This window comes from Fundidesulfovibrio sp. YSD1 (genome assembly GCF_055397115.1).
This window is the reverse complement of sequence record NZ_AP043666.1, coordinates 3,329,774-3,352,626: the sequence shown is the minus strand read 5'-3', so window position 1 is coordinate 3,352,626 and position 22,853 is coordinate 3,329,774. Positions and strand designations below refer to the sequence as shown.

The window sequence follows — 22,853 nt, the reverse complement described above, 5'->3', positions numbered from 1 at the left end:
GGTTGCGGGACCTTGGCGACCGCATACCACACCCGGGGGCTTGTGGCTAGGGCCGGGGCCGCTTTCGCCGCTTGAGAAGCGGGGGGAGCACCGCCGCCACGGCGAGCAGGCCCAGGGCCAGGGCCATTTCCGGGCTGGCGAAATCCGAGGGCGAGGAGATGGATTCGAACTGCTTCCCGGCCAGGGCGTAGATCACGGAACTGGGCAGGACGCCGAGAAGCGTGCCCAGCAGGAACTTGCGTTTGCGGATGCAGGAGAGCCCGGCCAGCACGTTCACGAGGAAGAACGGCGTCGCCATGAGGAGCCTGGCCGAGAGCACATACCAGAAGCCGTTGCGGGCGATTTCCAGGTTGGCCCTGGCCAGGGCGTGGCTGAAGCGCGCGTAGAGCGCGCGGTGAAAGAGGTGCCGGGCGGCCATGAACCCGGCCAGGCCGCCGGTCATGGAGATGGCCACGTTGAGCGCCACGCCCCAGCCCAGGCCGAAAAGAAAGCCCGAGAGCACCTTGATGAGCGCGGCCACGGGCACGGGGCAGTTGATGGCCACGGTCCCGGCGGCCAGGATCGCCAGCCAGTACTGGAGCGGGTTCCCCGCCACCACGTCCCTGTAGCGGCCCGCCCAGTGCTTGGCCAACAGGAGGATTTCGTCCGCCCTGAAGGCCCAGAGGGCGAACAGGGCCGCCAGGGCCGCGAAAACGAGGCCCCAGGCCAGCTTTGATTTCATGCGTCGTCCGGTGGATGGTGTCCGGGCGCCCGGCGCAGGCGGTCCCGGCCGCTTCAGCTACCCCAGGATCATTAGCCCATCAACCGTTACGTTTTCGCGCCGCCTCGGCCGCGCTCCCGGCCGGTCAACTCACGATCACCCCGGCGTAGCCCACCACGCGCTCGTAATCGCCGGACACGTCCCCCGAGGTGGCGTAGGCCGCCAGCTCGGCCTTTTTCGCGCCCAGCTCGATGGCGATCATCAGCCCCAGCGCCATGGGCAGCACGCCGCACATGCTGATGCCCATCTCCCGGACCACGGCGTAGAGCCCCGGGGGATCGAGCTGGAGCACGGCCCCCAGGGCCATGGAGTCGAGCTCCTTGGCCTGCTGGTGCGAGACGTAGTGGCTCATGTCCGAACTGACCACCAGCGACACGGGCGACTCCAGGGACCGGGCCGCCAGGGCCACGGACCTGGCCACGGAGGCCAGCACGGAAAGCCTGTGCTCGGCCACGGCGATGGGCAGGATGGAGAATTCCCCCTTGGCTTGCAGGAAGGGCACCACGACCTCCAGGGAGTGCTCCTGCTCGTGCGCGGCCTGGTCCGCCTCGATCTTGGGCTCCGCCGCCAGCAGGCGCTCCGCCAGGCCTTCGGCCACGGGGATGTCGCCCAGCGGCGTGCGCCACGCGCCCCGGCTCCAGGCCGCCAGGGGCCTGCCCATGCCCGTGTGGTTGGGGCCGAGCAGTATCACGGTGGGGGCGAGGTTGGCCTGGCCCAGGGTGATTCCGGCCACTTCGCCGGAATAGACGTACCCCGCGTGCGGGACCATGGCCAGGATGGTCGGTTCGGCGCGCGCGGCGGGCGCGCTGGCCAGGAAGGACTTCACTTCCCTTTCCAGGGCGTCGGCGCTGCCGGGGTAGAACTGCCCGGCGACGACAGGTTGGCGGATCATGCGGCGGCCCTCCGTGGTTGGGGGAATGGAGCGTTCCAGGAACGTAACCCCATTTCTCGCCGCGAGGCAAGTCCGGGCGTAATAATCAGGGAGGCCCGGCCAGGCGTCCGGCGCGCTCCTCGATGCCGCGCCCGGCCAATTCCGAGGCCGCGAGCTTGCCGTGGATCGTCGTGCCCATGGTGTCGCGCATCTCGGTCAGGATCCTGCGCCATTCGGCCTCGTTGCCCAGGAGCCTGTTCAGCTTGGCCATGCGCAGGCGGTTGGCCCCCCACTCCGCGCTGTCCTTGGGGGCCTCGGCCTCGTACTCGGCGCACTGGGCCAGGGCCTCGCGGTAGCGCCCGGCGGCCTGGTTGGATTCGATCATCAGGAGCAGGGCGTCGCGGGCCTTGCCGTCGTCCTTGGCCGCCTCCTTGAAGAGGATGCGCGAATCGAGCGCCCAGTTCAGGGCGCGCTCGTAGTCCTTGCGGTCGTAGGCGGTGCGCGCCTGGTAGTAGACGGCGTAGGCGCGCTTGGCCGGGTCGAGCTCCTGGTCGGAGGCCAGCCTGGCCCAGAGCAGCCGCGCCTTGGCCTGCTGCCCGGAGTGCTCCAGGGCCATGGCCTGGGCGAACTCCAGGGCGCGGCGCGGGCCCTCGGCCAGCCTCCAGGAGGAGACCTTGTTCAGCGTGTCCAGCACGGCCTGCCAGTCCTGGTTCTCGCGGTAGATGGTCAGCATGAGCGCCAGGGCCTTCTGGGCCTCGGGCGTGGGGCCCTTGTCCAGGTAGGGCGCGGCCATGGCCAGGGCCTCCTTGGGCGCGGACTGGTAGTACAGGGCCAGGGCCACGCCCAGGCGCTCCATGTCCGGCAGCAGGTCCGCCCGGCTGGCCAGGAAGGGGTAGGCGCGCCAGAGCTCCAGGATGCGCTTGTAGTTCATCTCGGAGAGGAGCCCGCCGATCATCTTGCCGAAGGCCTGCACCCCGACCTCAACGGCCTGCTTCTCCAGCTCGTCGCCGGGGTAGTTCTTGACGAAGCGGCTCACCAGGTCGAGGGTTTCGGGATACTGCTCCTTGTAGAGCCTCCACATGGCCAGCTTGAGAAGCGCCAGGGGCGCGAGCGGGCTCTTGGGGAACTCGTTGGAGATGATCTCGTAGATCCTGTCCGGGCGGATGTCGTTGGGGTCGGCGAAGGCCTTGAACATCTCCTGCATGGTCGGGGCGTCGTGGATGCCCTGCTCGGCCAGGCGCATCATGGACATGAGCGCGCCCTGCTGGCCGGGGTACAGGCGGATGGCCATGTCGTAGAACTCGCGGGCCGCCTCGCGCTTGCCGAGCTTCAGGTTCACGTCGCCCAGGCGCGAGAGCACGAGGTCGTTGGCCGGGTCCTTGGGCACGAGGTTGTAGAACCAGAGGTAGTCCTCCCTGGCCTTCTCGAAATCGCCCAGCTTGTAGGCCACGTCGGCCCCCACCCTGCGCATCACCGGGTTCTCGATGTAGTAGCGCGGCCAGCGCTTGTCGATGTAGTCGATGATCTTGGCCGCCTCCTGGTACTGGCGGAGCTCCAACTGCGCGCGCGAGAGCCCCAGGGCGGCGTCGCGGGCGAAGCGGCTCTCGGGGTACTTGGAGAGCACCGCGCGGTAGGACTGCGCGGCCTTCTCGTGGTTGGCGTCGGCGTCGCCGCGCTTGGCCTGCTCCATGAAGTGGTCGCCCCAGTAGACGTCGATCAAGGGCACCTCCTCGTCCAGGGGGTACTTCCTGGCCAGGAGGTTGAAATAGGCCCTGGCCTCGGGGATGTTGCCCTGTTTGAGGTTCAGGTAGCCCAGCTTGATGAGCGCGCGGGGCAGGCGCATGGAGGTGGTGTTGAAGTTGAGCGCCTCCTGGAGGGCGTCGCCCGTCTCGACGAACTTCCCGGCCAGGTCGGCCTTGTTCAGGTTGAACATCGACTCGGCCCGCAGGTACAGCGCGCCCTCGCGCAGCTCCTTGGAGAGGTTCGGCTTCTGAAGAAGGGTGTCGGCGATGCTCAGGGCCTTGGCGTAGTCCTCCTTGGCGAAGGCCTGCTCGCCGGAGATGAGGAACGTGGAGTCCTCGATGGCGTCGCCCTGCTTCTCGCCCGAGGCCTGCTCCTTGCCCGGCTCGTCGGGCTGTGCGGGCGCGGCCGGAGCCTCGCCCGGGGCCGCCGGGGGCTGGCCGGGGGTGACCGCGCGCAGGGCGGCCTCGTCGGTCTTGCCGGGCGGCTGGGCCGGTTGCTGGACCGGTTGCGGGGCCTCGCCCTGGGCGGCCTGGGGTGCGGGAGCCTGAACGGGCGCGGCCTCGGCGGGCTTCTGCCCGGCCGGGGAGGCGTCGATGGAGCTCTTGACCACGCCGGTTTCCGGCCTGGCGGGCTCGGCCGCCGGTGCGGATTGCTGCTGGGCGGGCTGCTCCGGGGTGGGCTGCTGCTGGGCCGGGCCGAAGGAGATCGCGCCCCGGACCGTGCCCGGGGCGTCGGCCGGGGGCGTCGCCGGGGACGGCTGCGGTGTTTCGGCGGGCGGAGCCTGCGGGGAGGATTGCGGCGGTACCGCCGGGGCTTGGGCCGGGGCCGGAATCTGCGGAACCGGAGCCGCTGGCTGCGCGGGCTGGCCGGAAACGGGCGCGCCCGGCTGAACGGCCTGGGGCTGGACCGGGGGCTGCACAGGGGCCTGAACCGGAGCCTGCGGGGCCGGTTGCTGCGGCATCTGGCCGGAAACCGCGCCAGAAACCGGGCCGGACGCGGCAGGCTGGGGCCGGGCGGCGGGGCTTGCCTCGCGGAAGGCCCCGGGGGACGGGGGCTGGCCTGGCCCGGCCGGGGCGGGGGGGGCGTCCGCCACCGGGGGAACCGGGGCCTGGGCCTGCGGCGCGGCCTGGGGGGCGGCGGGCTGCGCCTGTCCGGCGGGAGCCGGGGCGGCTGGAGCGGGACCTGCAATGCTCGCCTTGACCTCGGATGCGGGCTGGAAGGACGGGGCGGGCGCTTCCTGGGCGGGGGCGGCCTGAGCGACCGGTGCGGCCGGTGCGGCCTGGGCCGCTGCGGCGGGCGCTTCCGGCGCGGCTGGGGCCTCCGGCTGGCCCGGCTGCGCGGGCGGCTTCCAGCGCGAGCCCATGGGGTCTTTGAAGAACTGCACCTGGAGCTGCGCGCCCTTGGGCGAGGCCACGAACCCGAAGTCGTCGCCGCGCGTCTCGACCACCAGCACGTTGTCCGCCGTGGAGAGCCCGGCCACCAGCGCCCCGGAGCCCTTGGCCCCCTGGGCCGCGCGCGGCCTCATTCCCTCGGGGAAGAGCACCTCCACGCGCCTGGCCCCGGTGCGCAGGACCGGAGGGGAAGCCTTCCCGGGCAGGGTGATGGTCAAAACATCGGCGGAGGGCCCGGGGGCCAGGGAATAGGTCTGCGCCCCGGCCAGGGCCGGGAACGCGAGCAGGATGCACAGGCAAAGGAGCCGGACAAGCCCGGCGGGAGGGCGCGCCTTCACGGCGGCTAAAGAAGCAAGAATCGTGCTAGGCCACACGGCTCGGGCCCCGGCATCAGAGCATGTTCTTTTTCTTGAGCTTCTCGATGAGCGTGGTCCGTTTGATGCCCAGGATCTCGGCGGCCTGGTTCTTCACCCCGCCGGCCATCTCCAGGGCCTCGGTGAGCAGGCGCTCCTCGATCTCGTCCAGGAACTCCTTGAGGCCCTGGGAGCGGTCGCGCAGATCCTTGACCACGGGCCAGGCGAACCCGGCCGGGCGCGCCGGTTGGGGCTCGGGCAGCGGCGGGGCCTGGCCCACCGCGTCCCAGATCTTCCTGGGCAGGTCCTCGGGCAGTATCTCGTCGTGCTCGCAGAGGATGGAGAGCCGCTCCATGAGGTTCTCGAGCTCGCGCACGTTGCCGGGCCAGCAGTAGCGCAGGAACATCTCGCGGGTCCTGGGGCCGATTGAGAGCGGCGCGCGCTCCTTCTGACCGCAGAAGCGCTCCAGGAACGAACCCGCCAAAAGCGTCACGTCGTCGCCGCGCTCGCGCAGGGGCGGCAGGTGCAGGGGGATGACGTTCAGGCGGTAGAAGAGGTCCTCGCGGAAGCGCCCGGCGGCCACCTCGGCCTCCAGGTCGCGGTTGGTGGCGGCCACCACGCGCACGTCCACCTTGAGGGTGCGCGTGCCGCCCACGCGCTCGAACTCCTTCTCCTGGAGCACGCGCAGGATCTTCACCTGGAGCGAGAGGTCCATCTCGCCGATCTCGTCCAGGAAGATGGTGCCGCCGTCGGCCAGCTCGAAGCGGCCCGCGCGGTTGCGGATGGCGTGGGTGAACGCGCCCTTCTCGTGGCCGAACAGCTCCGACTCCAAAAGCTCGCGCGGGATGGCCCCGCAGTTCACGGGCACAAAGGGCTTGTCGCGCCTGCGGCTGTTGAAGTGCAGCGCCCGCACCAAGAGCTCCTTGCCCGTGCCGGATTCCCCGGTGACCAGCACCGTGGAGTCGGTGGGGGCCACCTTGGAAAGGACGGAAAAGACGCTCGCCAGCGCGGGGCTCTTGCCGATGATGCCCGAGGTGTTCAAATCCATGCTCCCTCCGCAACGCATGAGCGCATGGAGGACACGGTGTCAATGAAATGACGCGAAGTCAAGGGGGAGAGCGAAAATGAAACACTCGCCTCGCAGGCGGGTGCGGGGCGCGGGACCCGTTGCCGGGGCGTTCAGGCGAAGAGGTTCATCACCGAGCCGCTGGTCTGCTCGATGGTCCGGATGGCCTGGGCATTGGCCTGGAAGGCCCGCTCGTACGTCATGAGCCCGGCCATCTCGTGGGCGATCTCCACGTTGCCGCCCATGTAGGGGTACTGCCAGGCGCGTTCCTGGGTCTTCTGGTCGTTGGCTATCTCGTAGGGAATCTGCTGCGAGGTCTGGCCGAAGACGTAGGTGTGCTCTGTGACCGCGTTGATGTAGGCCGGGCCGGAATCGATGACCGTCCGGACCGGCTGGTAGCCGTCCGTGGAGACGTTGGCCAGGTTGCGCGCCGTGTCGTTCACGGCGTGGGCCAGCACCCCCAGGGCCTGCATGTTCATGTCGATGCGGTCGATCATGGCTCGCCTCTTTCTTCCATGAACTGTGTGCGCGCGGGCCGGGTTTGTCAACCCGCGCGCGAAGACTCACGGGTTGTAGATCACCCCGCCCCGCCGGACGTAGAGATCGAGCACTTCGCGGCTTCTCCCGGCGAGCACTCCGCCCGCGACCTCGATGCCCGCGTCACGCAGGTACTGCCAGGTCTCGGGGAACACCGGCCCCTCGTCGAAGCCGATGGCCCGGGCGCTCTCGCAGGAGGCCCCGAAGACCACCCTTTTCACGCCGGACCAGAGGATGCCGCCCAGGCACATGGCGCAGGGTTCGCTGGAGGTGAAGAGTTCGTGCCCGCCGTTTACATCCAGGGTGTAGCTGCCGAGGCGGGTCTGGGCCGCGGCGATGGCCGTCATCTCGCCGTGGAAGGCGCTCAGGTTGGCGGCCAGGACCATGTTCACGCCGCCCGCCACCACGCGCCCCGTGGGCCTGTGCAGGACGAGCGCGCCGAAGGGGCCGCCGCCCTCCTCCACGTTGCGCCGGGCCAGGGCCACGGCGATCTCCATCTTGGCCTCGTCGCCCTCGCACACGGCCCCGGGCTTGGCGATCTCGTCGATCCAGCCCGGGAGCCGGAGGCAAATGTCCATCGTTGTCTCCTGCGGGTTGCCTGGGAGCGGGCTTCCCGTCTATGAAGGGCCATGCCCGCGCATGCCCTCCCGTTTATTCTCCTCGCCTGCCTGGCCCTCTGGTCCTGCTCCCCCGAGCCGCCCCCGTACAGGACCTACGAGAACGCCCAGGCGGGGATACGCTTCAACCCCTCGCACGGCTGGAACGTGGAAGAGAAGACCGAGCCCGGCTGCCTGTTCGCCGTGGAGGCCTCCCGGGGCCCGGACCTGCGCTTCGTGATCTGCATCAGCGCGCCCAGGCAGGACATTCTTTTCACGCGCAACGCCTTCGTCTCCTGCGAGAACGTGAAGGAGTACATCGAAAACGAGCTCAAGGGGCTGAAACCCCTGTGCTCGCGCGGCGGCACCACCACGCTCATGGGGTACGACACGCTCTACGCGCGCCTGCTCAAGTCCGGGGACAAGGTCCGCGTGCAGTTCGTGAACCACCTGTTCATCCCGGCCGGAGGCAGGCTCATCCAGGTGATGTCCATGGCCGTGGGCGACGACGACAAGACCGCCAAGGAGCTCTTCGAGGCCAACCGCCACTCCTTCTTCGCCATGATGGCCAGCGTGCGCACGCGCTAGGACTTCTCCCGCTCGATGCCCGCGAACGCGCAGTGGTTGTGGATGGACTCGAAGCTCTCGGCCTCCACGGAGTACCACGTCACGCGCGGGTGGTCCTCCAGGGACTTGGCCATGCCGCGCACCACGTCCTCCACGAAGCAGGGGTTGGCGAAGGCCGCCTCGGTGACGAACTTCTCGTCCTCGCGTTTGAGCAGCGCATACACCGGCGAGGACCCGGCCCGCTCGGCCATCTCGATCAGCTCCTCCAGCCAGAGGAAGCCCTTGAACCGGCAGCGCGCGCGCACCATGGTGCGCTGGCTGTGCGCGCCCTGGTCGCTGATGGCCAGCGAGCACGGGCACACGGTCATCACCGGCACCTCGACGCCCAGGGTGATGCGGAACTTCTCGCCCGTCAGGTCGCCCTGCACGGTGCAGGCGTAGTCCATGTTGGAGGCCGCCCCGCTGGCCGGGGAGGTGCGGCGCACGAAATAGGGGAAGCGCACGGCCACGTGGGCGTTTCGCGCGTCCAATCGTTCGCGCACGCCCGCCACCAGGTCGCGGAAGCCGTGGTAGTCGAGCTCGCCGTTCCAGCTCTCCAGGGCCTCCACGAAGCGCGACATGTGCGTGCCCTTGAACTGGGCGGGCAGGTCCACGGCCAGGTCCACCTCGGCCACGGTGTGCTGGCGGCCGCGCTCGCGGTCGCGCACGGTGAGCGGCAGGCGGATGGATTTGATGCCCACGCGGTCGATGGCGATGGACACGTCGGAAGGGGATGCTTGGATGTCTTTCATTTCGCTCGCTTGAGGGAGGCAGCGTCAGACGAGGCCCTGGCCGGTGGTGGTCAGCGTGAGCTTGCCGTGCTTGACGCCCTTGGTGGAGATGAGCCTGTCGGAGAGGCGCTTGATGGCGTCGCCCGCACCCTTCAGGATAAGCACTTCCAGACAGTTGTGGTGGTCCAGGTGCACGTGCACGGTGGTCAGGATCACGTCGTGCTCGTCGTGCTGTATTTCCACCAGGCGCTGGGACAGGTCGGAAAAATGATGGTCGTAGACCAGGGTGAGCACGGCCGCGATCTCGGCCTCGCCCAGTTCCTGCTCCTTCTCCACCAGGACGCCCCGGATCAGGTCGCGGATGGCCTCGGAGCGGTTGGGGTAGCTCTTGTCCAGGCAGAGGTCGTCGAACTTCTCCAGCAGGTCCGAGTTGAGCGACACGCCGAAACGGATGGTCTTGCCCATGAAGCCTCCTAGACTTTAGGCGGGGAGGGTCATCTCCCAGAGGTTCACCGTCACGTGCCAGCCTTCCACGGGCACGGGCTCCGTGAAGAGCTTGCGCACCTCGAAGCCGTCCCCGGCCAGGCGCTCCCACACGGGGCGCGACACGCTGCGGCGGGGCTCGGCCAGCCAGATCCTGCCGCCCGGGGCCAGATACTCCTTAAACAATCTCGTCAGCGGGTGGTAGAAGCGCGTCTCGTAGACGATGTCCCCGCCCCACATGAAGTCGAAGGAGCGCGGCTTGAAGGCCGGGGCGCACCAGTCCATCTGGACCCACATGGGCTGCTCCACGGCGTTCAGCCCGGCGTTCTCCCGGGAGAAATACACGGCGGGCCACTGATGGTCCATGCCCACCACCCTGGCCCCGAGCCAGCTGCCCACGATGCCCGTGAGCCCGAGCCCGCAGCCCACGTCCAGGCAGCGCTTTCCGGCCAGGGCCTCGCGGTTGCGCTCCAGCCAGCGGCAAAGGAGCAGGCTGGCGGGCCAGAGCTCGGCCCAGTAGGGCATGCGCTCGTCCTCGCCGAGTTCCTCGCGGCTCATGTTCTCCCAGATGGTTTCCAGGTCGTGGGTGCGGTTCAGAAGCCAGGTACGGCCGTTCTCGTTCACGGCCAGCTGCTGGCGGGGCCCCTCGGTGTAGTCCGGGAGCTTCGATCTGGCGGGCCTGGCGGCCGCGTCGTTGTTCATGAAACGTATCCTCCGAAGACGCCCCCCATAACCGCAAGCAGGCGGGCAGCGCAATACCGCCCACGCAAGGAAAGCCTTGCCCCGGCAGCTTCCCGAGGATAAAGTCGGCGGGTTTTCGCTCACCCGCATGTTCACCAAGAAGGAGACATACATGTTCCCCACCGACCTCAAGTACACCCCCTCCCACGAATGGGCCCGCGTCGAGGGCGACACCGCCACCGTGGGCATCACCTCCTTCGCCCAGGAGCAGCTCGGCGACATCACCTTCGTGGACCTGCCCGCCGTGGGGGCCCAGGTGACCCAGGGCTCGGAGTTCGGCTCCATCGAGTCCGTGAAGGCCGCCAGCGAGCTGTACTCCCCGGTCACCGGCGAGGTGGTTGAGGTCAACGTCGCGCTGGAGTCCGCCCCGGAGCTCGTGAACCAGGAGCCCTTCGCGGGCGGCTGGATGATCAAGGTGAAGCTCTCCGAGGAGCCCAAGGGCCTGCTGGACGCCTCGGCCTACGAACAGACCGCCGTGTCCTGCCACTAGGCGAGGAGAACCCCATGCCCTACGTTCCCCACACCACGGCGGACACGCGGGCCATGCTGGAGGCCATCGGCGTCTCTTCCGTGGAGGAGCTTTTCGCCGAAATCCCCCAGACCCTGCGCCCCAAAAGTTTCGACCTGCCCCCGGGCATGTCGGAGATGGCCACCCGCGCGCGCATCGAGGACCTCTCCTCGCGCAACTCCACCAACCTCGTGAGCTTCCTCGGCGCCGGCTTCTACGACCACTACGTGCCCTCGGCCGTGGACGCCCTGACCAGCCGGGGCGAATTCTACACTGCCTACACGCCCTACCAGCCCGAGGCCAGCCAGGGCACGCTCCAGGCCATCTTCGAATACCAGACGGCCGTTTCGCGCCTGCTCGGCATGGAGTGCTCCAACGCCTCGGTCTACGACGGCGGCACCGCCATCTACGAGGCCGTGATGATGGCCGTGCGCCACACCAGGCGCGTGAGGGTGGTGGTCTCCGAGACGGTGAGCCCCATCTACCGCATCCTGCTCGGCACCTACACCAAGAACCTGAAGCTCGACCTCGTCACCGTGCCCCACGCCGGGGGCGCCACCGACTTCGAGGCCATGCGCCAGGCCCTGGACGACAAGACCGCCTGCGTGGTGGTGCAGAACCCCAACTTCTTCGGCTGCGTGGAGGACGCCTCGGCGCTCTTCGCCGCGGCCAAGGCCGTGGGCGCGGTGTCCATCGCCAGCGCCTACCCGGTGCTGGCCAGCGTGCTCAAGACCCCGGGCGAGATGGGCGCGGACGTGGCCGTGGCCGAGGGCCAGAGCCTGGGCCTGCCCCTCAGCTTCGGCGGGCCGTACCTGGGCATCATGACCTGCACCAAGGCCCTGGTGCGCCAGATGCCCGGACGCATCGTGGGCCGCACCACGGACACGAAGGGCCGCGAGGGCTACGTGCTCACGCTCCAGGCCCGCGAGCAGCACATCCGCCGCCAGAAGGCCACCTCGAACATCTGCTCCAACCAGGCCCTGTGCGCCCTGCGCTGCCTGGTGCACCTGTGCCTGCTGGGCGAGGAGGGCCTCAAGCGCACGGCGCGCGCCTCCATGGAGAACGCCCGCTACGCCGCGCACAAGCTCACGCGCATCAAGGGCGTGGAAATGCTCGGCGCGGCCCCCTTCGGCAACGAGTTCGCCGTCACCCTGCCGCGCTCGGCCCAGGACGTCTGCCTGGCCATGATCGGCAGGGGCTTCGTGCCGGGCTTCCCGCTCGGGCGCTACTACCCTGGGCTGGAGAACGCCCTGCTGGTGTGCTGCACCGAGAAGAACTCCCGCCGCGACATCGACATCCTGGCCGCCTGGCTGGAGGACGAGATATGAGCACCGTGTTCAAGAAATCCGCCCTGGGCCGCGAGGGCGTCTGGCCCGACGCGCCCGGGCACGACCTGTCCGAGCTGCTGCCCGCAGACCTGCTGCGCGGCCCCCAGGCCAACCTGCCCTCGCTCTCCGAGCTCGACGTGGTGCGCCACTTCAGCCTGCTTTCGCGCAAGAACTTCGGGGTGGACTCCAACTTCTACCCGCTGGGGTCGTGCACCATGAAGTACAACCCCAAGTTCTGCGAGGACGTGGCCGCGCTGCCCGGGTTCTCGCGCCTGCACCCCCTGCTGCCCCAGCTGCCGCGCGGCGACGAGATGACCCAGGGCGCGCTCGAGGTGATGTACGAGTCCGAGCGCTGGCTGTGCGAGATCACGGGCATGTCCGAGTTCACCCTGCACCCCATGGCCGGGGCGCACGGCGAGCTCACGGGCGTCTTGATCATGGCCGCCTACCACGCGGACAAGGGCAACAAGAAGACCAAGATCATCTGCCCGGACTCGGCCCACGGCACCAACCCGGCCTCCGCGGCCATCGCGGGCTACGAGGTGGTCTCCGTGGCCTCCAAGGACGGCATCGTGGACCCCGACGCCCTGGCCGAGGTCCTGGACGACGAGGTGGCGGGCATGATGATGACCTGCCCCAACACCCTGGGCCTGTTCGAGAAGAACCTGCCCAGGATCGTCGAGATGCTGCGCAAGGTGGACGCCCTGCTCTACTACGACGGCGCGAACCTGAACGCCATCATGGGCAAGATGCGCGTGGGCGACGCGGGCTTCGACGTGGTGCACGTGAACCTGCACAAGACCTTCGCCACCCCGCACGGCGGCGGCGGCCCCGGCTCCGGCCCCGTGGGCGTGAGCGCGAGGCTCGTGCCCTACCTGCCCATCTCGCGCGTGGTGAAGGACCCCTCCGGCCGCTTCCACCTGCGCTACGACTACCCCAAGTCCATCGGCTACGTGGCCCCGTTCTACGGCAACTTCGGCGTGGTGCTGAAGGCCTACGCCTACATGCTGCGCCTGGGCCGCGAAGGGCTCGTCAAGGTCAGCGAGAACGCGGTGCTGGCCGCCAACTACCTGCGCAAGAAGCTCGACGACGTGCTCCAGGTGCCCTACGACCGCATCTGCATGCACGAGTTCGTGGCCTCGGCCGAGAAGCAGTCCGAAAAGGGCGTGCGCGCCCTGGACATCGCCAAGGCGCTCCTGGACAAGGGCTACCACGCGCCCACGGTCTACTTCCCGCTCATCGTCAAGGAATGCCTGATGTTCGAGCCCACCGAGACCGAGTCGCTGGACACGCTCGACCAGTTCGTGGCCGACCTGCGCGAGATCCTGGCCCTGGCCGAGTCCGACCCGGCCGCGGTGCAGGCCGCGCCGGTCACCCTGCCGGTCACGCGCCTGGACGAGACGGCGGCAGCGCGCAACATGCACATCACCGACGACCTCTAGGCTCGCCGGAAGAAGCGAAAACGCGGGCCGCCCGGAGACACATCCCGGGCGGCCCGTTTCTTTTGCCCGGGCCGCAGTGATCCTGTCTTGCAAGCCCGGGCCATGTTTTCCCTTGCCTTCGCGTATGCTCCAATCTACCAATCCCTGACGGCTTACATCCCATTCCCCTAACTACTACAGAAAGACACGCCATGGCATCCGATCTGCTCATCGTTGGAGGCGGCCCGGCCGGTTACGACGCGGCCCTGGCAGCGGCCAAGCGCGGCATCAAGACCACGCTCGTGGAAAAGGAACATCTGGGCGGCTCCTGCCTGAACTGGGGCTGCATCCCCACGAAGTTCCTGCTGGCCGCCGTGGCCCCCAAGGCCGAGCTGGAAGGCCAGGAAAAGATGAAGACCGCCTCGGGCACGGTCGAACTGAACCTGCCCGCCCTGGTGGACCGCAAGAAGCGCCACCTGGAGGCCACCCGCAAGGCCATGGCCGGGGAGCTCACGCGCCTTGGCGTGGAATTCGTCCAGGGCGAGCTCAAGATGATCGGCTCGCGCAAGTCCGTGCTGGAAGTGGCGGGCGAGGCCCAGGTGGTGGAGCACTCGCGCTGCATCCTGGCCACGGGCAGCCGCCCGGCCCACCGGCCCGGGCTCAAGGCCGACCACGACGTCATCCTCAATTCCGGCGACATTTTGGGGCTGCGCGAGGTCCCGGCGCACCTGCTGGTGGTCGGCGCGGGCTTCATCGGCCTGGAGCTGGCGCAGTTCTTCTCGCGCGCGGGTTCGAAGATCACGCTCGTCGAGGTGGCCCCGCGCATCGCCCCCACCGAGGACGAGGAGGTCGGCAAGGCCCTGCACCAGAGCTTCAAGCGCATGGGCTGGGACATCCGCGTGGGCGCGACCATCGCCTCCCTGGAGGCCGAAGGCGGCCAGGCCAGGCTGACCCTGGAGGACGGGGCCGTGATCACGGCGGACAAGTGCCTGCTGGCGGTCGGACGCCTGCCCAACTCGCGCAACCTGATGCTCGAGATGCTCGGGGCCGAGGTCAAGGGCGCGGGCTGGGTGCACACCGACGAGCACCTGCAGGCCACTCCCGGCATCTACGCCGTGGGCGACGTGAACGGACGCACCCTGCTGGCCCACGCCGCAGCGCATCAGGGCGAATGGGCCGTGCGCCACATGAGCGGCGAGGAGAAAGGCCCCTACGAGCCCGGCCCCATCCCGGGCTGCATGTACGGCGCGCCCGAGACCATGCGCGTGGGGCTTCTGGAGGCCGAGGCCAAGGCCCAGGGCATGGAGGTCTCGGTCAGCCGCGCGCAGTTGGTGGCCAACCCCATCGCCCAGGCCCACGGGGCCACGGGCGGGCTGGTGAAGTGCGTGTGGAGCGAAGGCAGGCTCATGGGCGTGACCGCCGTTGGCCACGGCGTGGCCTCGCTGGCCACGCTCTCCACGGTGATGGTCGGCCAGGGCTGGACGCGCAAGCAGTGCGCCGAGGTCATCTTTCCGCACCCGACCCTGGACGAGGCGCTGCGCTCGGCGCTTCTGGCCGAGGCGAAATAGGCGCGCCCGCCGGGAGGTTCCCCATGTCGCCAACGGTCCGCACGGCCTGCACCCGCCACTGCGGGGACGGCTGCTCCCTTCTCGTGGAGTCCGGCCAGGACGGCAAGGTCCTGGTGCGGGGCAACCCGGAACACCCCTTCACCAAGGGCTTCATCTGCGCCAAGACCGCGCGCTTCGGCGAGCGGCTCCGTAGCCCCAGGCGCATCACCGCCCCGCTGGTGCGCGACGGCGAGGGCCTGCGCGAGGCCTCCTGGGAGGAGGCCCTGGGGCTCGTGGCGGAACAGATCGGGCGGCTGCGCGCCACGCCCGAGCGCATGCTCCACGTCTTCTACTACGGCTCCTTCGGCATCCTGCACCAGGCCAGCAAACGGCTCTTCACCACGCTCGGGGCCTCCACCTTCTCGGGCTCGCCCTGCCTCTCGGCCGGGATAGCGGCCATGAACGCCGACTTCGGCGAGATCCGCCAGGGCCCGCTCGCCCAGGTGGAGGAGGCCTCCCGCGTGGTCAACTGGGGCCGCAACGCGTCAGCCCAGTCCGTGCACCTGGAGGCCATGCTCGCGCGGGCCAGGGCCAGGGGCGCGCGCGTGGTCTGCGTGCATCCCGGCGACCCGGGCTACGCGGGGTACGGCGAGGATGTGGTGCTCATCCGCCCGGGCACGGACCGCTTCCTGGCCGCCGCGGTGCTCAAGTCCCTGGCGCGGCGCGGGCACGTGAGCATGGAGGCCCTGGCGCGCTGCCGCCACGGGGAGCGCTTCCTGGAATTTCTCGACTCGCTGGACCAGTCCGCCCTGCTGGCCGCCTGCGGCGTGGACAGGGCCAAGGCGCGCCTGCTGGAGACCCTGTACGACGGCTCCGAGCCCACGGCCACGCTCATCGGCCGGGGGCTGCAGCGCTACGGCGCCGGCGGGGCCAACGTGCGCTTCATCGACGCCCTGGCCATGCTCTCGGGCAACGTGGGCAGGCCCGGCGGGGGCGTGTACTTCGCGCGCCCGGACCAGCGCCAGGCCGCCTGGAAGTGGGCCGACGCCAAGCCCGGCTACTCGCGCTCGTTTCCCGTGGCGCGCCTGGCCCAGGCAGTGGAGGCGGCCACCCCGCCCGTGGAGTTCGTCTGGGTGGAGGGCATGAACCCGGTCACGCAGCTGCCGGACAGCCTGGCCACCAAGCGCATGCTGGAAGAGCGCTTCACCGTCGTGGTCGAACCCTTCATGACCGACACGGCGCGCTGCGCCCGGGTCATCCTGCCGCCCGCCATCATGCTCGAATGCGAGGACATGGTGAAGAACGACGCGCACCAGTGCGTGAACCACGCCGCACGCGTCTTCGAGCCCATGGGTTTAAGCCTGCCCAACTTCGAGATCGCCGCGCGCCTCGGGGCCATGCTCTCGCCCGCCGTGGGCTACCCCTCCCCGGAGGAGGTCATGGACCAGGCCCTGCGCAAGGGCAGGCTGGCCGCCACCCTGGCCGAACTGCGCGAGAAGGGCTTCCTCTGCCTGGACGTCCCGGCCACCCCCTGGGAGGACGGCGTGTTCGCCCACAAGGACGGGCTCTACCGCCTGCCGGAGTCGTTGCCGCCCGCCCCCCCGGCGGACCCGGACTTTCCGCTGATGCTCTTGAGCACCATCCGCAAGGGCCACCTGCTCTCCCAGGTGCCCGAGGACGAGCAGGAGACGCCGCCGCGCGTGTACGTCTCGCCTGCCTGCGCGGCGCTCGAAGGCCTTGACCCCTCCCGCCCGGCGCTTCTGGAGAGCGTGCTCGGCTCCATGGAGGTGAAGGTGGAGACCCTCGACGGCCTGCACCCCGACGCTGTGTACTACCCCCGGGGCGACTGGCTCTCGCGCGGGGGCTGCGTGAACCGCCTGATCCGCCCCCTGGAGGCGGACATGGGCGGCCAGGTGGCCTACCACGAGGAGCGCGCCAGGCTCAGAAACGCCTGAGCCGCCGTCAGCGCTCCCCTCGACATCAGCGACAACGCCAGGACCGCCGCAGCCCCACGGCCTGCGGCGGTCCTTTTCATTCTCCGTCCCCCTCGTCGCACCCCGTTCCGGCGGGGCATGAGGCGCACTTGTCGAAGAGGGGCGTCCCCAGGACGCGGCGCTACAGCCCGGGCACGGGGAAGGCCTCGCACATCCTGGCCACGGCCTCGCGGACGTCCTTGCGCAGGCCCGCGTCGCCCGGGCGCGAGAGCACGTCGGCCATCCATCCGGCCAGCTTCTCCATCTCGGGCTCGCGCATGCCCCTGGCCGTGGCCGCCGGGGTGCCCATGCGCACGCCGCTGGGCCTGAGCGGCGGGTTGGGGTCGTCGGGCACGATCTGCTTGTTGGTGGTCATACCGGCCTCGTCCAGAAGCTCCTCGGCCACCTTGCCGTCCAGGCCGAAGCTCTCCCGGGTGTCGGCCACCAGCATGTGGTTGTCCGTGCCGCCCGTGACCAGCCTGGCCCCGCGCGAAAGCAGGGTCGCGGCCATGGCCTGGGCGTTGACCAGCACCTGGCGGGCGTAGTCCGCGAATTCGGGCCGCAAGGCCTTGCCCATGGCGATGGCGATGCCCGCGATCACGTTCATGTGCGGGCCGCCCTGAAGCCCCGGGAACACCGACTTGTCGATGGCCTTGGCCAGGGCCTCCCTGCACAGGACCATGCCCCCGCGCGGCCCCCTCAGGGACTTGTGCGAAGTGGTGGTGACCACGTCGAACCCGAAGTCGAAGGGGTTGCGCATCACCTTGCCCGCGACCAGCCCGGCGTAATGCGAGGCGTCGCACATGGCGTAGGCCCCGGCCTCGTCGGCCACGGCCCTGAAGGCGGCGTAGTCCAGGTCGCGCGGGTAGGAGGTATAGCCGCAGAGCACCAGCTTGGGCTTGTGCTCGCGCGCGAGGTCGGCCACCCGGTCGAAGTCGATGGAGCCGTCCGTGGGGTCGGTCTTGTAGCGCACGAAGTTGAAAAGCCTGCCCATGTGGGACACGGGCGCGCCGTGGGTGAGGTGCCCGCCGTGGGAGAGGTCCATGGCCAGGATGGTGTCGCCCGGCTCCAGAAGCGCCAGGTACACGGCCTGGTTCATGGGCGAGCCCGAAAGCGGCTGCACGTTGGCGTGCTCGCAGCCGAACACCTTGCAGGCGCGCTCGCGGGCCAGGTTCTCCACGCGGTCCGTGAACTCCTGGCCGCCGTAGTAGCGCCTGCCCGGGTAGCCCTCGGAGTACTTGTTGGTGAACACGCTGCCGAGCGCCGCAAGCACCTCGGGGTAGGTGTAGTTCTCGGACGGGATCAGCTCCACACCCCTGCCCTGGCGGATTTCCTCGCCGGTGAGGGTCTCGAACACGTCGGGGTCGGTCTTTGAAAGAAGGTCGCGGTAGGCGCGCATGGGCTCCTCCTCTGAAGGAAGGTTGGCGCCGCGTAGCGGCGCAGCCCAGGCGAGCGGCTTTGGCTGTGTTTCGCGCTCCCCCGTGGTTGCCCACGTTTCTCGCCAGTCACGCGAAACGGTGTGTGTCAGGCGTGAGGGTATTAGCGCGCGGCGCGCGCAGGCGTCAACACCCAGGTTGACCCTCGGGGTGCGCTGGGCTAGGCAGCGGCGGAAACGTTTTCGAGAGGAGCATGGCGTGGCGCAAGGAGCCTTCAGGGAAACGGCGGACATCATCCTGGCCTCGGGTTCGCCCAGGCGCAAGGAGCTTCTGGGATCGACCGGCATCGCCTTCAGGGTGCTGCCTTCCTCGGTGGAGGAGCCGGACCCGGACGCGGACGAGACGCCCGGCGGTTACGCGCTGCGCATGGCAAGGCTCAAGGCCCGTGACGTGGCCAAGGGGAACCCCGGGTCGTACGTGCTTGGGGCGGACACGGTGGTCGCAGTGGGCGCGCTGATCCTGGGCAAGCCCAAAGACGAGGCCGACGCCAGGCGCATGCTGTCCATGCTCTCGGGGCGCGAGCACACGGTGGTCACGGGGTGCTGCTTGATCGGGCCTGACGGCGAGACCGCCTGGGAAGAGGCCCCGGCGTCCAAGGTGACGTTCGCCGAACTCTCCGAGGACGCCATCGCGGCCTACGCCGCCACGGGAGAGCCCCTGGACAAGGCGGGCGGCTACGCGATCCAGGGCTTGGGGGCGTTCATGATCGCCCGCATCGAGGGGTCGTATACGAATGTCGTCGGGCTGCCGTTGGCGGAGGTGGTGGAGGTCCTTAAGCGTTCAGGGGCTATCGCCGCAAAATAAACATGAAAGCACCGGGCAAATACGGCTTCCCGACCGAACCCAATCCGTTTCCCCTTGCGGCCTGTAAGCTGAGGCCGTGCTGGGCCTCTGCAAAGGCATTCCTGCCTCAATACGTCAAAATACTAGTCTCTTGACATATTAAAAATCCCCGCCTAACCGTATCTCGAATAAATATTGAGGGAGGCTCAACATGCAGCACCTGCCGTTAGCCGTGCCGACTAGAAACGATTATTTTGCGAACAGCAGTACTCACTCCCCCCTTAGCGTGCGCTATCTACTCGCCTTCTTTGCAGTATTTTTTATTTATCTTTTCAGCTTGAATACAGTTCATGCCCAGTCACAAAACAAACAACATTTTAATGCCGAATTCCTTAAGCAGTATGAAGGAAAAGAAATCTGGACGAAAGTCAATGGCCAATCACTTGATAAAAACAAAGACTTCATAAAGATGCTCGAAGCCACATTCCCAAAGGCAGCGATAAAACATCTTTTGAATGGCTGGGGTCCTGCTAAATTCGAACAACCAACAATGGTGAGCGGACCAATCGGGCGTGATGGCAATCTCATGTCCATTGTTGTCTGCAAACCGCATTTTTGCCCTGATGATTTTGTCGAAGTATACATTGACCTTGACACAATGACAGCTCAAGGAATGGTATCAATAAATGACAATGCAAAATGGTACACGCCAGGAAGTAAATCATTTACCGTAAAAGGATTCGGAGGGTGTGCTGGCGACTTCAAATGTGCTCGAAAGATTATGTCTTCGATAAAGAATATGAAATAAATACAAACGTCATTTGCAAAGATTCTTGCACTTCCTGTATGCGACTGGGGCTTCGGCAGCGCCGAGGCCCCATTTTCCATCCCCTGGGGAGAGGCGCATACATCGTCGGGGGCACCGAAGACGCAGCATCATTTTGATCAATAATAATGTTGCCTGGTTGCCTGTCTTGTTGTTCGGGAAGGAACTGCTCACACAGGAGCCCCCCTTACGCTTGACCGATCCAGGGCGACAAGCCGCGAGAACCGTTGCACCTTGCGACATTCAAGCCCGGCCCGTCATGCGTCGCCATGACGGGCCGGACTCGCTTTTCGCGGCGCGCCGCCCGCGCGTGAGCCGCGCTAGATGGTCTGCTTGAGCGAGGTGACGGTGACCTCGAGGACGCGGGTGAGAAACGGAAACTTTCCCTTCATCATGTCGAACTCCGGCCCTTCCTTGATGAAGCGGGCCGTGCCCTCGAGAAGATAACCCGTGCCCATGCCCATGCGCCCCTGGACTTCCTTGCTCCCCAGCGTGAGCAGCACCTTGGCGTTCTTGAGCACCTTCTCATCGGTCTTGCGCATCTTCCAGGCCGGGATGAGGAGCGTGGCGTCGTCCGGCGTCACCAGGTAGGAGTTCCACGTGTTCACCACGTGGGCCTCGCCGTCCGCACACGTCACGATGGACACGACCCCTTCCTTTCCGATCACTTCCCTGAATTTCTCAGTGAACATTCTCTTTCTCCTTGGTTGACTGAATCATGGACAGAAACTATCCAAGATACACCTAGTCCGCAATTGACCGCGCGTCAAGACAAACACCGCGGCATGGGCTAGAATTCATCCACGTAAGCCGGGAGGTCGCAGGTGCAATTCAGTATTGGCGTGGAGTACGCTTTTCACTCGCTTTTCTACATGGTCGGCGTCCCCGAGGGCAAAACCGTCGGGATCAGGCGCATCGCGGCATTACACGGGATTACGGAGACTTACCTTTCGAAGATTTTTGCAAAGCTGCGCAAGGCGGAGATCGTCAAATCCATCCCCGGGGTCAAGGGCGGCTACGAGCTGGCGAGGAAAGCGGAGGACATCTCCTTCTGGGACGTCATCGAGGCCATCGAAGGCCCGGCCTACCTGTTCCAGTGCGTCGAGATCCGCAAGAAGAACATCTTCGTGGACGACCCTTCCGTCTTCTCCGACAAGTGCCCTTGCCTGATCAAGGTCGTCATCCAGGAAGCCGAGGACCTCATGCGCCAGCGCCTGCGCTCGCGCTCGCTCCAGTGGCTGTTCGACCAGGTGGGCACCGGCTTCTCCGACGAGAAGAAGGCCGCCATAGCCAGCTGGATCGACGCAATCTAGGCCTGGGCGCGGCGGCCGCCCCCGGTTGACCGCCCCCCGCGCGGAGTCTACCTTTCTCTTTCCGCATCAACCATCCACCCACAGGCGGCACCCCATGACCCTCCTCGAGCGCATCGCCACCAACTTCGCGTCCCTGGGCCCCGTGGGCAGGCTCCCCGTCTCGGGCACGTGGGGCTCGGCCGTGGCCGCCCTGGCCGCCCCGCTCCTCTTCATGCCCGCGCCCTTCACCGTGCGCCTCTTCATCCTGGCGCTGGTCTTCATAGGCGGCGGGCTGGCCTGCGACATCGTGGAGCGCCGCACCGGGCGCAAGGACCCTGGCCTGTGCGTCATCGACGAGGTGCTCGGCCAGTGGACGGCCTACCTGCCCTTCGCCGCGCTTTCGCCCTGGCAGCTCTTCTGGGGATTCGTGATCTTCAGGATATTCGACATCGCCAAGCCCGCGCCGGTGCGGGCCTCGGAGTGCTGGATGCCGGGGGGATTCGGGGTGATGCTGGACGACCTGCTGGCCGGGGTCTATTCGGCCATGGCCCTGGGGATTCTCACGGCAGTGGCGTTCTGAGGGGTTTAGCGCGAACGCGCCAAGCCGGACGGAGGGTGAGGACTAGCCGTTGCGCTTCTTCTCGCGCTTCTTGGCGTCCTCGAAGTTCAGGCGCAGCATGTTCTTCTTTTTCTCGCGCGTCTGAAAGGTCAGCCGCGCCCCGAGGTAGAAGCACGCCAGGATGATGATTCCCCAGATGATGTAGCCGCTCACGTCACGTTCCTTCCGGGGGCCGTCCCGGCTCCGGCTGTATGTTCCTTTCGGCGTGGGCGGTCAAGCGCGCCGCGCCCGGAAAAAGAAACGGCGCGTGGCCCGAAAGCCCGCGCCGCATCCGTTACGCCAGGGTGCCGGGCTATTCGCAGACACCGCCCTTGCGGGCGTTCTCCATCATCTCGCAGTCGCCCTTTTCGCAGGCCGTCTTGAAGTCGGCGCACATCTTGTCGGGCTGGTTGAGCTTCAGGTAGGCCGAGCCGCGCCCCTTGTACACTTCCGCGTCCGTGAAGCCCATCTGGATGGCCTTGTTGTAGTCGTCGATGGCCTTCTCGAAGCTGCCCAGTTTGAAGTGGGTGTGCCCGCGCATGACAACGGCCAGAGAATCCTTGTTGTTGTAGGCGATGGCTTTTTCGTAGTCGCCCAGGGCGTTGTCCAGGTGGTTGAGCATGAAATTGGCGTGGCCACGGCCCGCGAAGAAGCTGGCGTTCCTGGGGTCGAGCTTGATGGCCTGGTCGAACTGCACGAGGGCGTCGGAGTACTTGTTCTGCCGGCCGAGCTCCATGCCCTTCTCGTAGAGTTCCTGGGCCTGGGGGTTGGAGGCGGCGGCAACCGCCGCGACCCCGGCGGTCCCGGCCGCCGCGGCGGCCACGCCCGCCCCGGCTCCCTGGGGCTTGCGCAGGGCCTCGTCGGCCTTGCGCTGGGCCTCTTCGTTGCTCTGCACGAAGGCCGGGTTCTTCTTGCGCTTCTTGCTGGAGGACCTGGAGGATTTGGAGGATTTGGAGCCGGAGGAGGAGGCCTTCTCCTGCTTTGCGCCCTTGGAGGACGAGGATGCGCTTTTGGATGAAGAGGAAGCGCTCTTGGATTGCTTCGGACCGGACGAATCCTGCCCGGATTTCTTGGTCGTGGAGGACTTGGAGGACGACGTGCCCTGCTGGCCTTTCTTGACCGGTTCGGCCATGGCCGCCACGGGTTCAAGGCAGAAGGACAAGGCAGCAACAACGATGAAAAGAAGTAAGTATTTTCGGCGCATGATAAGTTCCGTGGACCCTTTCGGGGGCTTGGCCCCTTGGCCGCGAAGCGGACACTAGC

General features: G+C 67.6%; 23 protein-coding genes and 1 riboswitch. Of the genes, 10 read left to right on the top strand and 13 right to left on the bottom strand.

Features of this window, described 5'->3' with window-relative positions:
• Nucleotides 1-46: 46 nt before the first annotated feature.
• The 6 genes from ACZ5V4_RS15585 to ACZ5V4_RS15560 form a co-directional block, all read right to left on the bottom strand.
• Nucleotides 47-721 carry a TVP38/TMEM64 family protein gene (locus tag ACZ5V4_RS15585; protein WP_464315791.1) on the bottom strand — a complete coding sequence of 225 codons (675 nt, stop codon included), beginning with the start codon at nucleotides 719-721 and terminating at the stop codon, nucleotides 47-49.
• 124 nt (nucleotides 722-845) lie between these two features.
• Complete coding sequence (amrB, locus tag ACZ5V4_RS15580; protein WP_464315790.1) at nucleotides 846-1,652, bottom strand: AmmeMemoRadiSam system protein B; 807 nt, start codon at nucleotides 1,650-1,652, stop codon at nucleotides 846-848.
• A gap of 85 nt (nucleotides 1,653-1,737) precedes the next feature.
• Nucleotides 1,738-5,103, bottom strand: coding sequence for a tetratricopeptide repeat protein (locus ACZ5V4_RS15575; RefSeq protein ID WP_464315789.1), 3,366 nt, complete (start codon nucleotides 5,101-5,103; stop codon nucleotides 1,738-1,740).
• Between the two features lie 52 nt (nucleotides 5,104-5,155).
• Nucleotides 5,156-6,166, bottom strand: a complete 1,011-nt coding sequence (locus ACZ5V4_RS15570) for a sigma-54 interaction domain-containing protein (protein ID WP_464315788.1) — start codon at nucleotides 6,164-6,166, stop codon at nucleotides 5,156-5,158.
• Between the two features lie 131 nt (nucleotides 6,167-6,297).
• The gene (locus ACZ5V4_RS15565; protein ID WP_464315787.1) at nucleotides 6,298-6,681 is read right to left on the bottom strand and encodes a flagellar basal body rod C-terminal domain-containing protein; all 384 of its coding nucleotides are present in this window, start codon (nucleotides 6,679-6,681) and stop codon (nucleotides 6,298-6,300) included.
• A gap of 66 nt (nucleotides 6,682-6,747) precedes the next feature.
• Nucleotides 6,748-7,299, bottom strand: a complete 552-nt coding sequence (locus ACZ5V4_RS15560; RefSeq protein ID WP_464315786.1) for a nucleoside deaminase — start codon at nucleotides 7,297-7,299, stop codon at nucleotides 6,748-6,750.
• Between the two features lie 51 nt (nucleotides 7,300-7,350).
• On the opposite strand from ACZ5V4_RS15560, the gene ACZ5V4_RS15555 reads away from it, so the two are divergent.
• Nucleotides 7,351-7,905 (top strand): hypothetical protein, encoded by a 555-nt coding sequence (locus ACZ5V4_RS15555; RefSeq protein WP_464315785.1) that lies wholly within the window; start codon nucleotides 7,351-7,353, stop codon nucleotides 7,903-7,905.
• Here ACZ5V4_RS15555 and folE2 read toward each other — a convergent pair.
• Genes folE2 through ACZ5V4_RS15540 form a run of 3 tightly spaced genes read right to left on the bottom strand, consistent with a single transcriptional unit; the run spans nucleotide 7,902 to nucleotide 9,839 of the window.
• Complete coding sequence (gene folE2 / locus ACZ5V4_RS15550) at nucleotides 7,902-8,675, bottom strand: GTP cyclohydrolase FolE2 (protein ID WP_464315784.1); 774 nt, start codon at nucleotides 8,673-8,675, stop codon at nucleotides 7,902-7,904. The two genes, ACZ5V4_RS15555 and folE2, sit on opposite strands and share 4 nt — an antisense overlap.
• 24 nt (nucleotides 8,676-8,699) lie before the next feature.
• Entirely contained in the window at nucleotides 8,700-9,119 is a 420-nt protein-coding gene (nikR, locus tag ACZ5V4_RS15545) for a nickel-responsive transcriptional regulator NikR (RefSeq protein WP_464315783.1), read from the bottom strand.
• A 15-nt stretch (nucleotides 9,120-9,134) separates the two neighbouring features.
• Nucleotides 9,135-9,839 carry a class I SAM-dependent methyltransferase gene (locus ACZ5V4_RS15540; protein WP_464315782.1) on the bottom strand — a complete coding sequence of 235 codons (705 nt, stop codon included), beginning with the start codon at nucleotides 9,837-9,839 and terminating at the stop codon, nucleotides 9,135-9,137.
• A gap of 151 nt (nucleotides 9,840-9,990) precedes the next feature.
• On the opposite strand from ACZ5V4_RS15540, the gene gcvH reads away from it, so the two are divergent.
• The 5 genes from gcvH to ACZ5V4_RS15515 all read left to right on the top strand — a co-directional run bounded on the left by gcvH (nucleotide 9,991) and on the right by ACZ5V4_RS15515 (nucleotide 16,637).
• Entirely contained in the window at nucleotides 9,991-10,368 is a 378-nt protein-coding gene (gene gcvH, locus ACZ5V4_RS15535; protein WP_464315781.1) for a glycine cleavage system protein GcvH, read from the top strand.
• 14 nt (nucleotides 10,369-10,382) lie between these two features.
• Entirely contained in the window at nucleotides 10,383-11,714 is a 1,332-nt protein-coding gene (gcvPA, locus tag ACZ5V4_RS15530; RefSeq protein ID WP_464315780.1) for an aminomethyl-transferring glycine dehydrogenase subunit GcvPA, read from the top strand.
• Nucleotides 11,711-13,156, top strand: coding sequence for an aminomethyl-transferring glycine dehydrogenase subunit GcvPB (gene gcvPB / locus ACZ5V4_RS15525; RefSeq protein ID WP_464315779.1), 1,446 nt, complete (start codon nucleotides 11,711-11,713; stop codon nucleotides 13,154-13,156). Before gcvPA ends, gcvPB begins: the two co-directional genes overlap by 4 nt.
• Before the next feature lie 191 nt (nucleotides 13,157-13,347).
• Nucleotides 13,348-14,703: a dihydrolipoyl dehydrogenase family protein gene (locus tag ACZ5V4_RS15520; RefSeq protein ID WP_464315778.1), complete on the top strand. Its 1,356-nt coding sequence runs from the start codon at nucleotides 13,348-13,350 to the stop codon at nucleotides 14,701-14,703.
• Between the two features lie 23 nt (nucleotides 14,704-14,726).
• Nucleotides 14,727-16,637, top strand: coding sequence for a molybdopterin-dependent oxidoreductase (locus tag ACZ5V4_RS15515; protein ID WP_464315777.1), 1,911 nt, complete (start codon nucleotides 14,727-14,729; stop codon nucleotides 16,635-16,637).
• A gap of 160 nt (nucleotides 16,638-16,797) precedes the next feature.
• Here ACZ5V4_RS15515 and ACZ5V4_RS15510 read toward each other — a convergent pair whose 3' ends face one another.
• The gene (locus ACZ5V4_RS15510; RefSeq protein ID WP_464315776.1) at nucleotides 16,798-18,054 is read right to left on the bottom strand and encodes a serine hydroxymethyltransferase; all 1,257 of its coding nucleotides are present in this window, start codon (nucleotides 18,052-18,054) and stop codon (nucleotides 16,798-16,800) included.
• A gap of 36 nt (nucleotides 18,055-18,090) precedes the next feature.
• A riboswitch (ZMP/ZTP riboswitch) is annotated at nucleotides 18,091-18,174 on the bottom strand.
• Nucleotides 18,175-18,289: 115 nt separating this feature from the next.
• Here ACZ5V4_RS15510 and ACZ5V4_RS15505 point away from each other — a divergent pair.
• Together ACZ5V4_RS15505 and ACZ5V4_RS15500 are read left to right on the top strand one after the other, a co-directional pair.
• Nucleotides 18,290-18,895 (top strand): Maf family protein, encoded by a 606-nt coding sequence (locus tag ACZ5V4_RS15505; RefSeq protein ID WP_464315775.1) that lies wholly within the window; start codon nucleotides 18,290-18,292, stop codon nucleotides 18,893-18,895.
• A gap of 190 nt (nucleotides 18,896-19,085) precedes the next feature.
• A complete protein-coding gene (locus ACZ5V4_RS15500; protein ID WP_464315774.1) occupies nucleotides 19,086-19,682 on the top strand; it encodes a hypothetical protein in 597 nt (198 codons plus the stop codon).
• A gap of 338 nt (nucleotides 19,683-20,020) precedes the next feature.
• Here ACZ5V4_RS15500 and ACZ5V4_RS15495 read toward each other — a convergent pair whose 3' ends face one another.
• Nucleotides 20,021-20,392 carry a pyridoxamine 5'-phosphate oxidase family protein gene (locus tag ACZ5V4_RS15495; RefSeq protein WP_464315773.1) on the bottom strand — a complete coding sequence of 124 codons (372 nt, stop codon included), beginning with the start codon at nucleotides 20,390-20,392 and terminating at the stop codon, nucleotides 20,021-20,023.
• 132 nt (nucleotides 20,393-20,524) lie between these two features.
• On the opposite strand from ACZ5V4_RS15495, the gene ACZ5V4_RS15490 reads away from it, so the two are divergent.
• Complete coding sequence (locus tag ACZ5V4_RS15490) at nucleotides 20,525-21,013, top strand: Rrf2 family transcriptional regulator (protein ID WP_464315772.1); 489 nt, start codon at nucleotides 20,525-20,527, stop codon at nucleotides 21,011-21,013.
• Between the two features lie 94 nt (nucleotides 21,014-21,107).
• On the top strand, nucleotides 21,108-21,572 hold the full coding sequence (locus ACZ5V4_RS15485; protein WP_464315771.1) for a phosphatidylglycerophosphatase A family protein: 465 nt from the start codon (nucleotides 21,108-21,110) through the stop codon (nucleotides 21,570-21,572).
• 42 nt (nucleotides 21,573-21,614) lie between these two features.
• Here the strand turns inward: ACZ5V4_RS15485 and ACZ5V4_RS15480 are convergent, their stop codons facing one another.
• A complete protein-coding gene (locus ACZ5V4_RS15480; protein ID WP_464315770.1) occupies nucleotides 21,615-21,764 on the bottom strand; it encodes a hypothetical protein in 150 nt (49 codons plus the stop codon).
• A 139-nt stretch (nucleotides 21,765-21,903) separates the two neighbouring features.
• Nucleotides 21,904-22,794, bottom strand: coding sequence for a tetratricopeptide repeat protein (locus tag ACZ5V4_RS15475; protein WP_464315769.1), 891 nt, complete (start codon nucleotides 22,792-22,794; stop codon nucleotides 21,904-21,906).
• Between the last annotated feature and the right edge of the window lie 59 nt (nucleotides 22,795-22,853).

Excerpts from the sequence above, each read along its gene's own strand:
- ACZ5V4_RS15515 (WP_464315777.1), top strand. The coding sequence starts at position 14,727 with ATGTCGCCAACGGTCCGCACGGCCTGCACCCGCCACTGCGGGGACGGC.
- gcvPB (WP_464315779.1), top strand. The coding sequence starts at position 11,711 with ATGAGCACCGTGTTCAAGAAATCCGCCCTGGGCCGCGAGGGCGTCTGG.
- ACZ5V4_RS15540 (WP_464315782.1), bottom strand. The coding sequence starts at position 9,839 with ATGAACAACGACGCGGCCGCCAGGCCCGCCAGATCGAAGCTCCCGGAC.
- nikR (WP_464315783.1), bottom strand. The coding sequence starts at position 9,119 with ATGGGCAAGACCATCCGTTTCGGCGTGTCGCTCAACTCGGACCTGCTG.
- folE2 (WP_464315784.1), bottom strand. The coding sequence starts at position 8,675 with ATGAAAGACATCCAAGCATCCCCTTCCGACGTGTCCATCGCCATCGAC.
- ACZ5V4_RS15495 (WP_464315773.1), bottom strand. The coding sequence starts at position 20,392 with ATGTTCACTGAGAAATTCAGGGAAGTGATCGGAAAGGAAGGGGTCGTG.
- ACZ5V4_RS15500 (WP_464315774.1), top strand. The coding sequence starts at position 19,086 with ATGCAGCACCTGCCGTTAGCCGTGCCGACTAGAAACGATTATTTTGCG.
- ACZ5V4_RS15485 (WP_464315771.1), top strand. The coding sequence starts at position 21,108 with ATGACCCTCCTCGAGCGCATCGCCACCAACTTCGCGTCCCTGGGCCCC.
- ACZ5V4_RS15510 (WP_464315776.1), bottom strand. The coding sequence starts at position 18,054 with ATGCGCGCCTACCGCGACCTTCTTTCAAAGACCGACCCCGACGTGTTC.
- ACZ5V4_RS15565 (WP_464315787.1), bottom strand. The coding sequence starts at position 6,681 with ATGATCGACCGCATCGACATGAACATGCAGGCCCTGGGGGTGCTGGCC.
- gcvPA (WP_464315780.1), top strand. The coding sequence starts at position 10,383 with ATGCCCTACGTTCCCCACACCACGGCGGACACGCGGGCCATGCTGGAG.
- amrB (WP_464315790.1), bottom strand. The coding sequence starts at position 1,652 with ATGATCCGCCAACCTGTCGTCGCCGGGCAGTTCTACCCCGGCAGCGCC.
- ACZ5V4_RS15475 (WP_464315769.1), bottom strand. The coding sequence starts at position 22,794 with ATGCGCCGAAAATACTTACTTCTTTTCATCGTTGTTGCTGCCTTGTCC.
- ACZ5V4_RS15555 (WP_464315785.1), top strand. The coding sequence starts at position 7,351 with ATGCCCGCGCATGCCCTCCCGTTTATTCTCCTCGCCTGCCTGGCCCTC.
- ACZ5V4_RS15570 (WP_464315788.1), bottom strand. The coding sequence starts at position 6,166 with ATGGATTTGAACACCTCGGGCATCATCGGCAAGAGCCCCGCGCTGGCG.
- gcvH (WP_464315781.1), top strand. The coding sequence starts at position 9,991 with ATGTTCCCCACCGACCTCAAGTACACCCCCTCCCACGAATGGGCCCGC.
- ACZ5V4_RS15560 (WP_464315786.1), bottom strand. The coding sequence starts at position 7,299 with ATGGACATTTGCCTCCGGCTCCCGGGCTGGATCGACGAGATCGCCAAG.
- ACZ5V4_RS15585 (WP_464315791.1), bottom strand. The coding sequence starts at position 721 with ATGAAATCAAAGCTGGCCTGGGGCCTCGTTTTCGCGGCCCTGGCGGCC.
- ACZ5V4_RS15520 (WP_464315778.1), top strand. The coding sequence starts at position 13,348 with ATGGCATCCGATCTGCTCATCGTTGGAGGCGGCCCGGCCGGTTACGAC.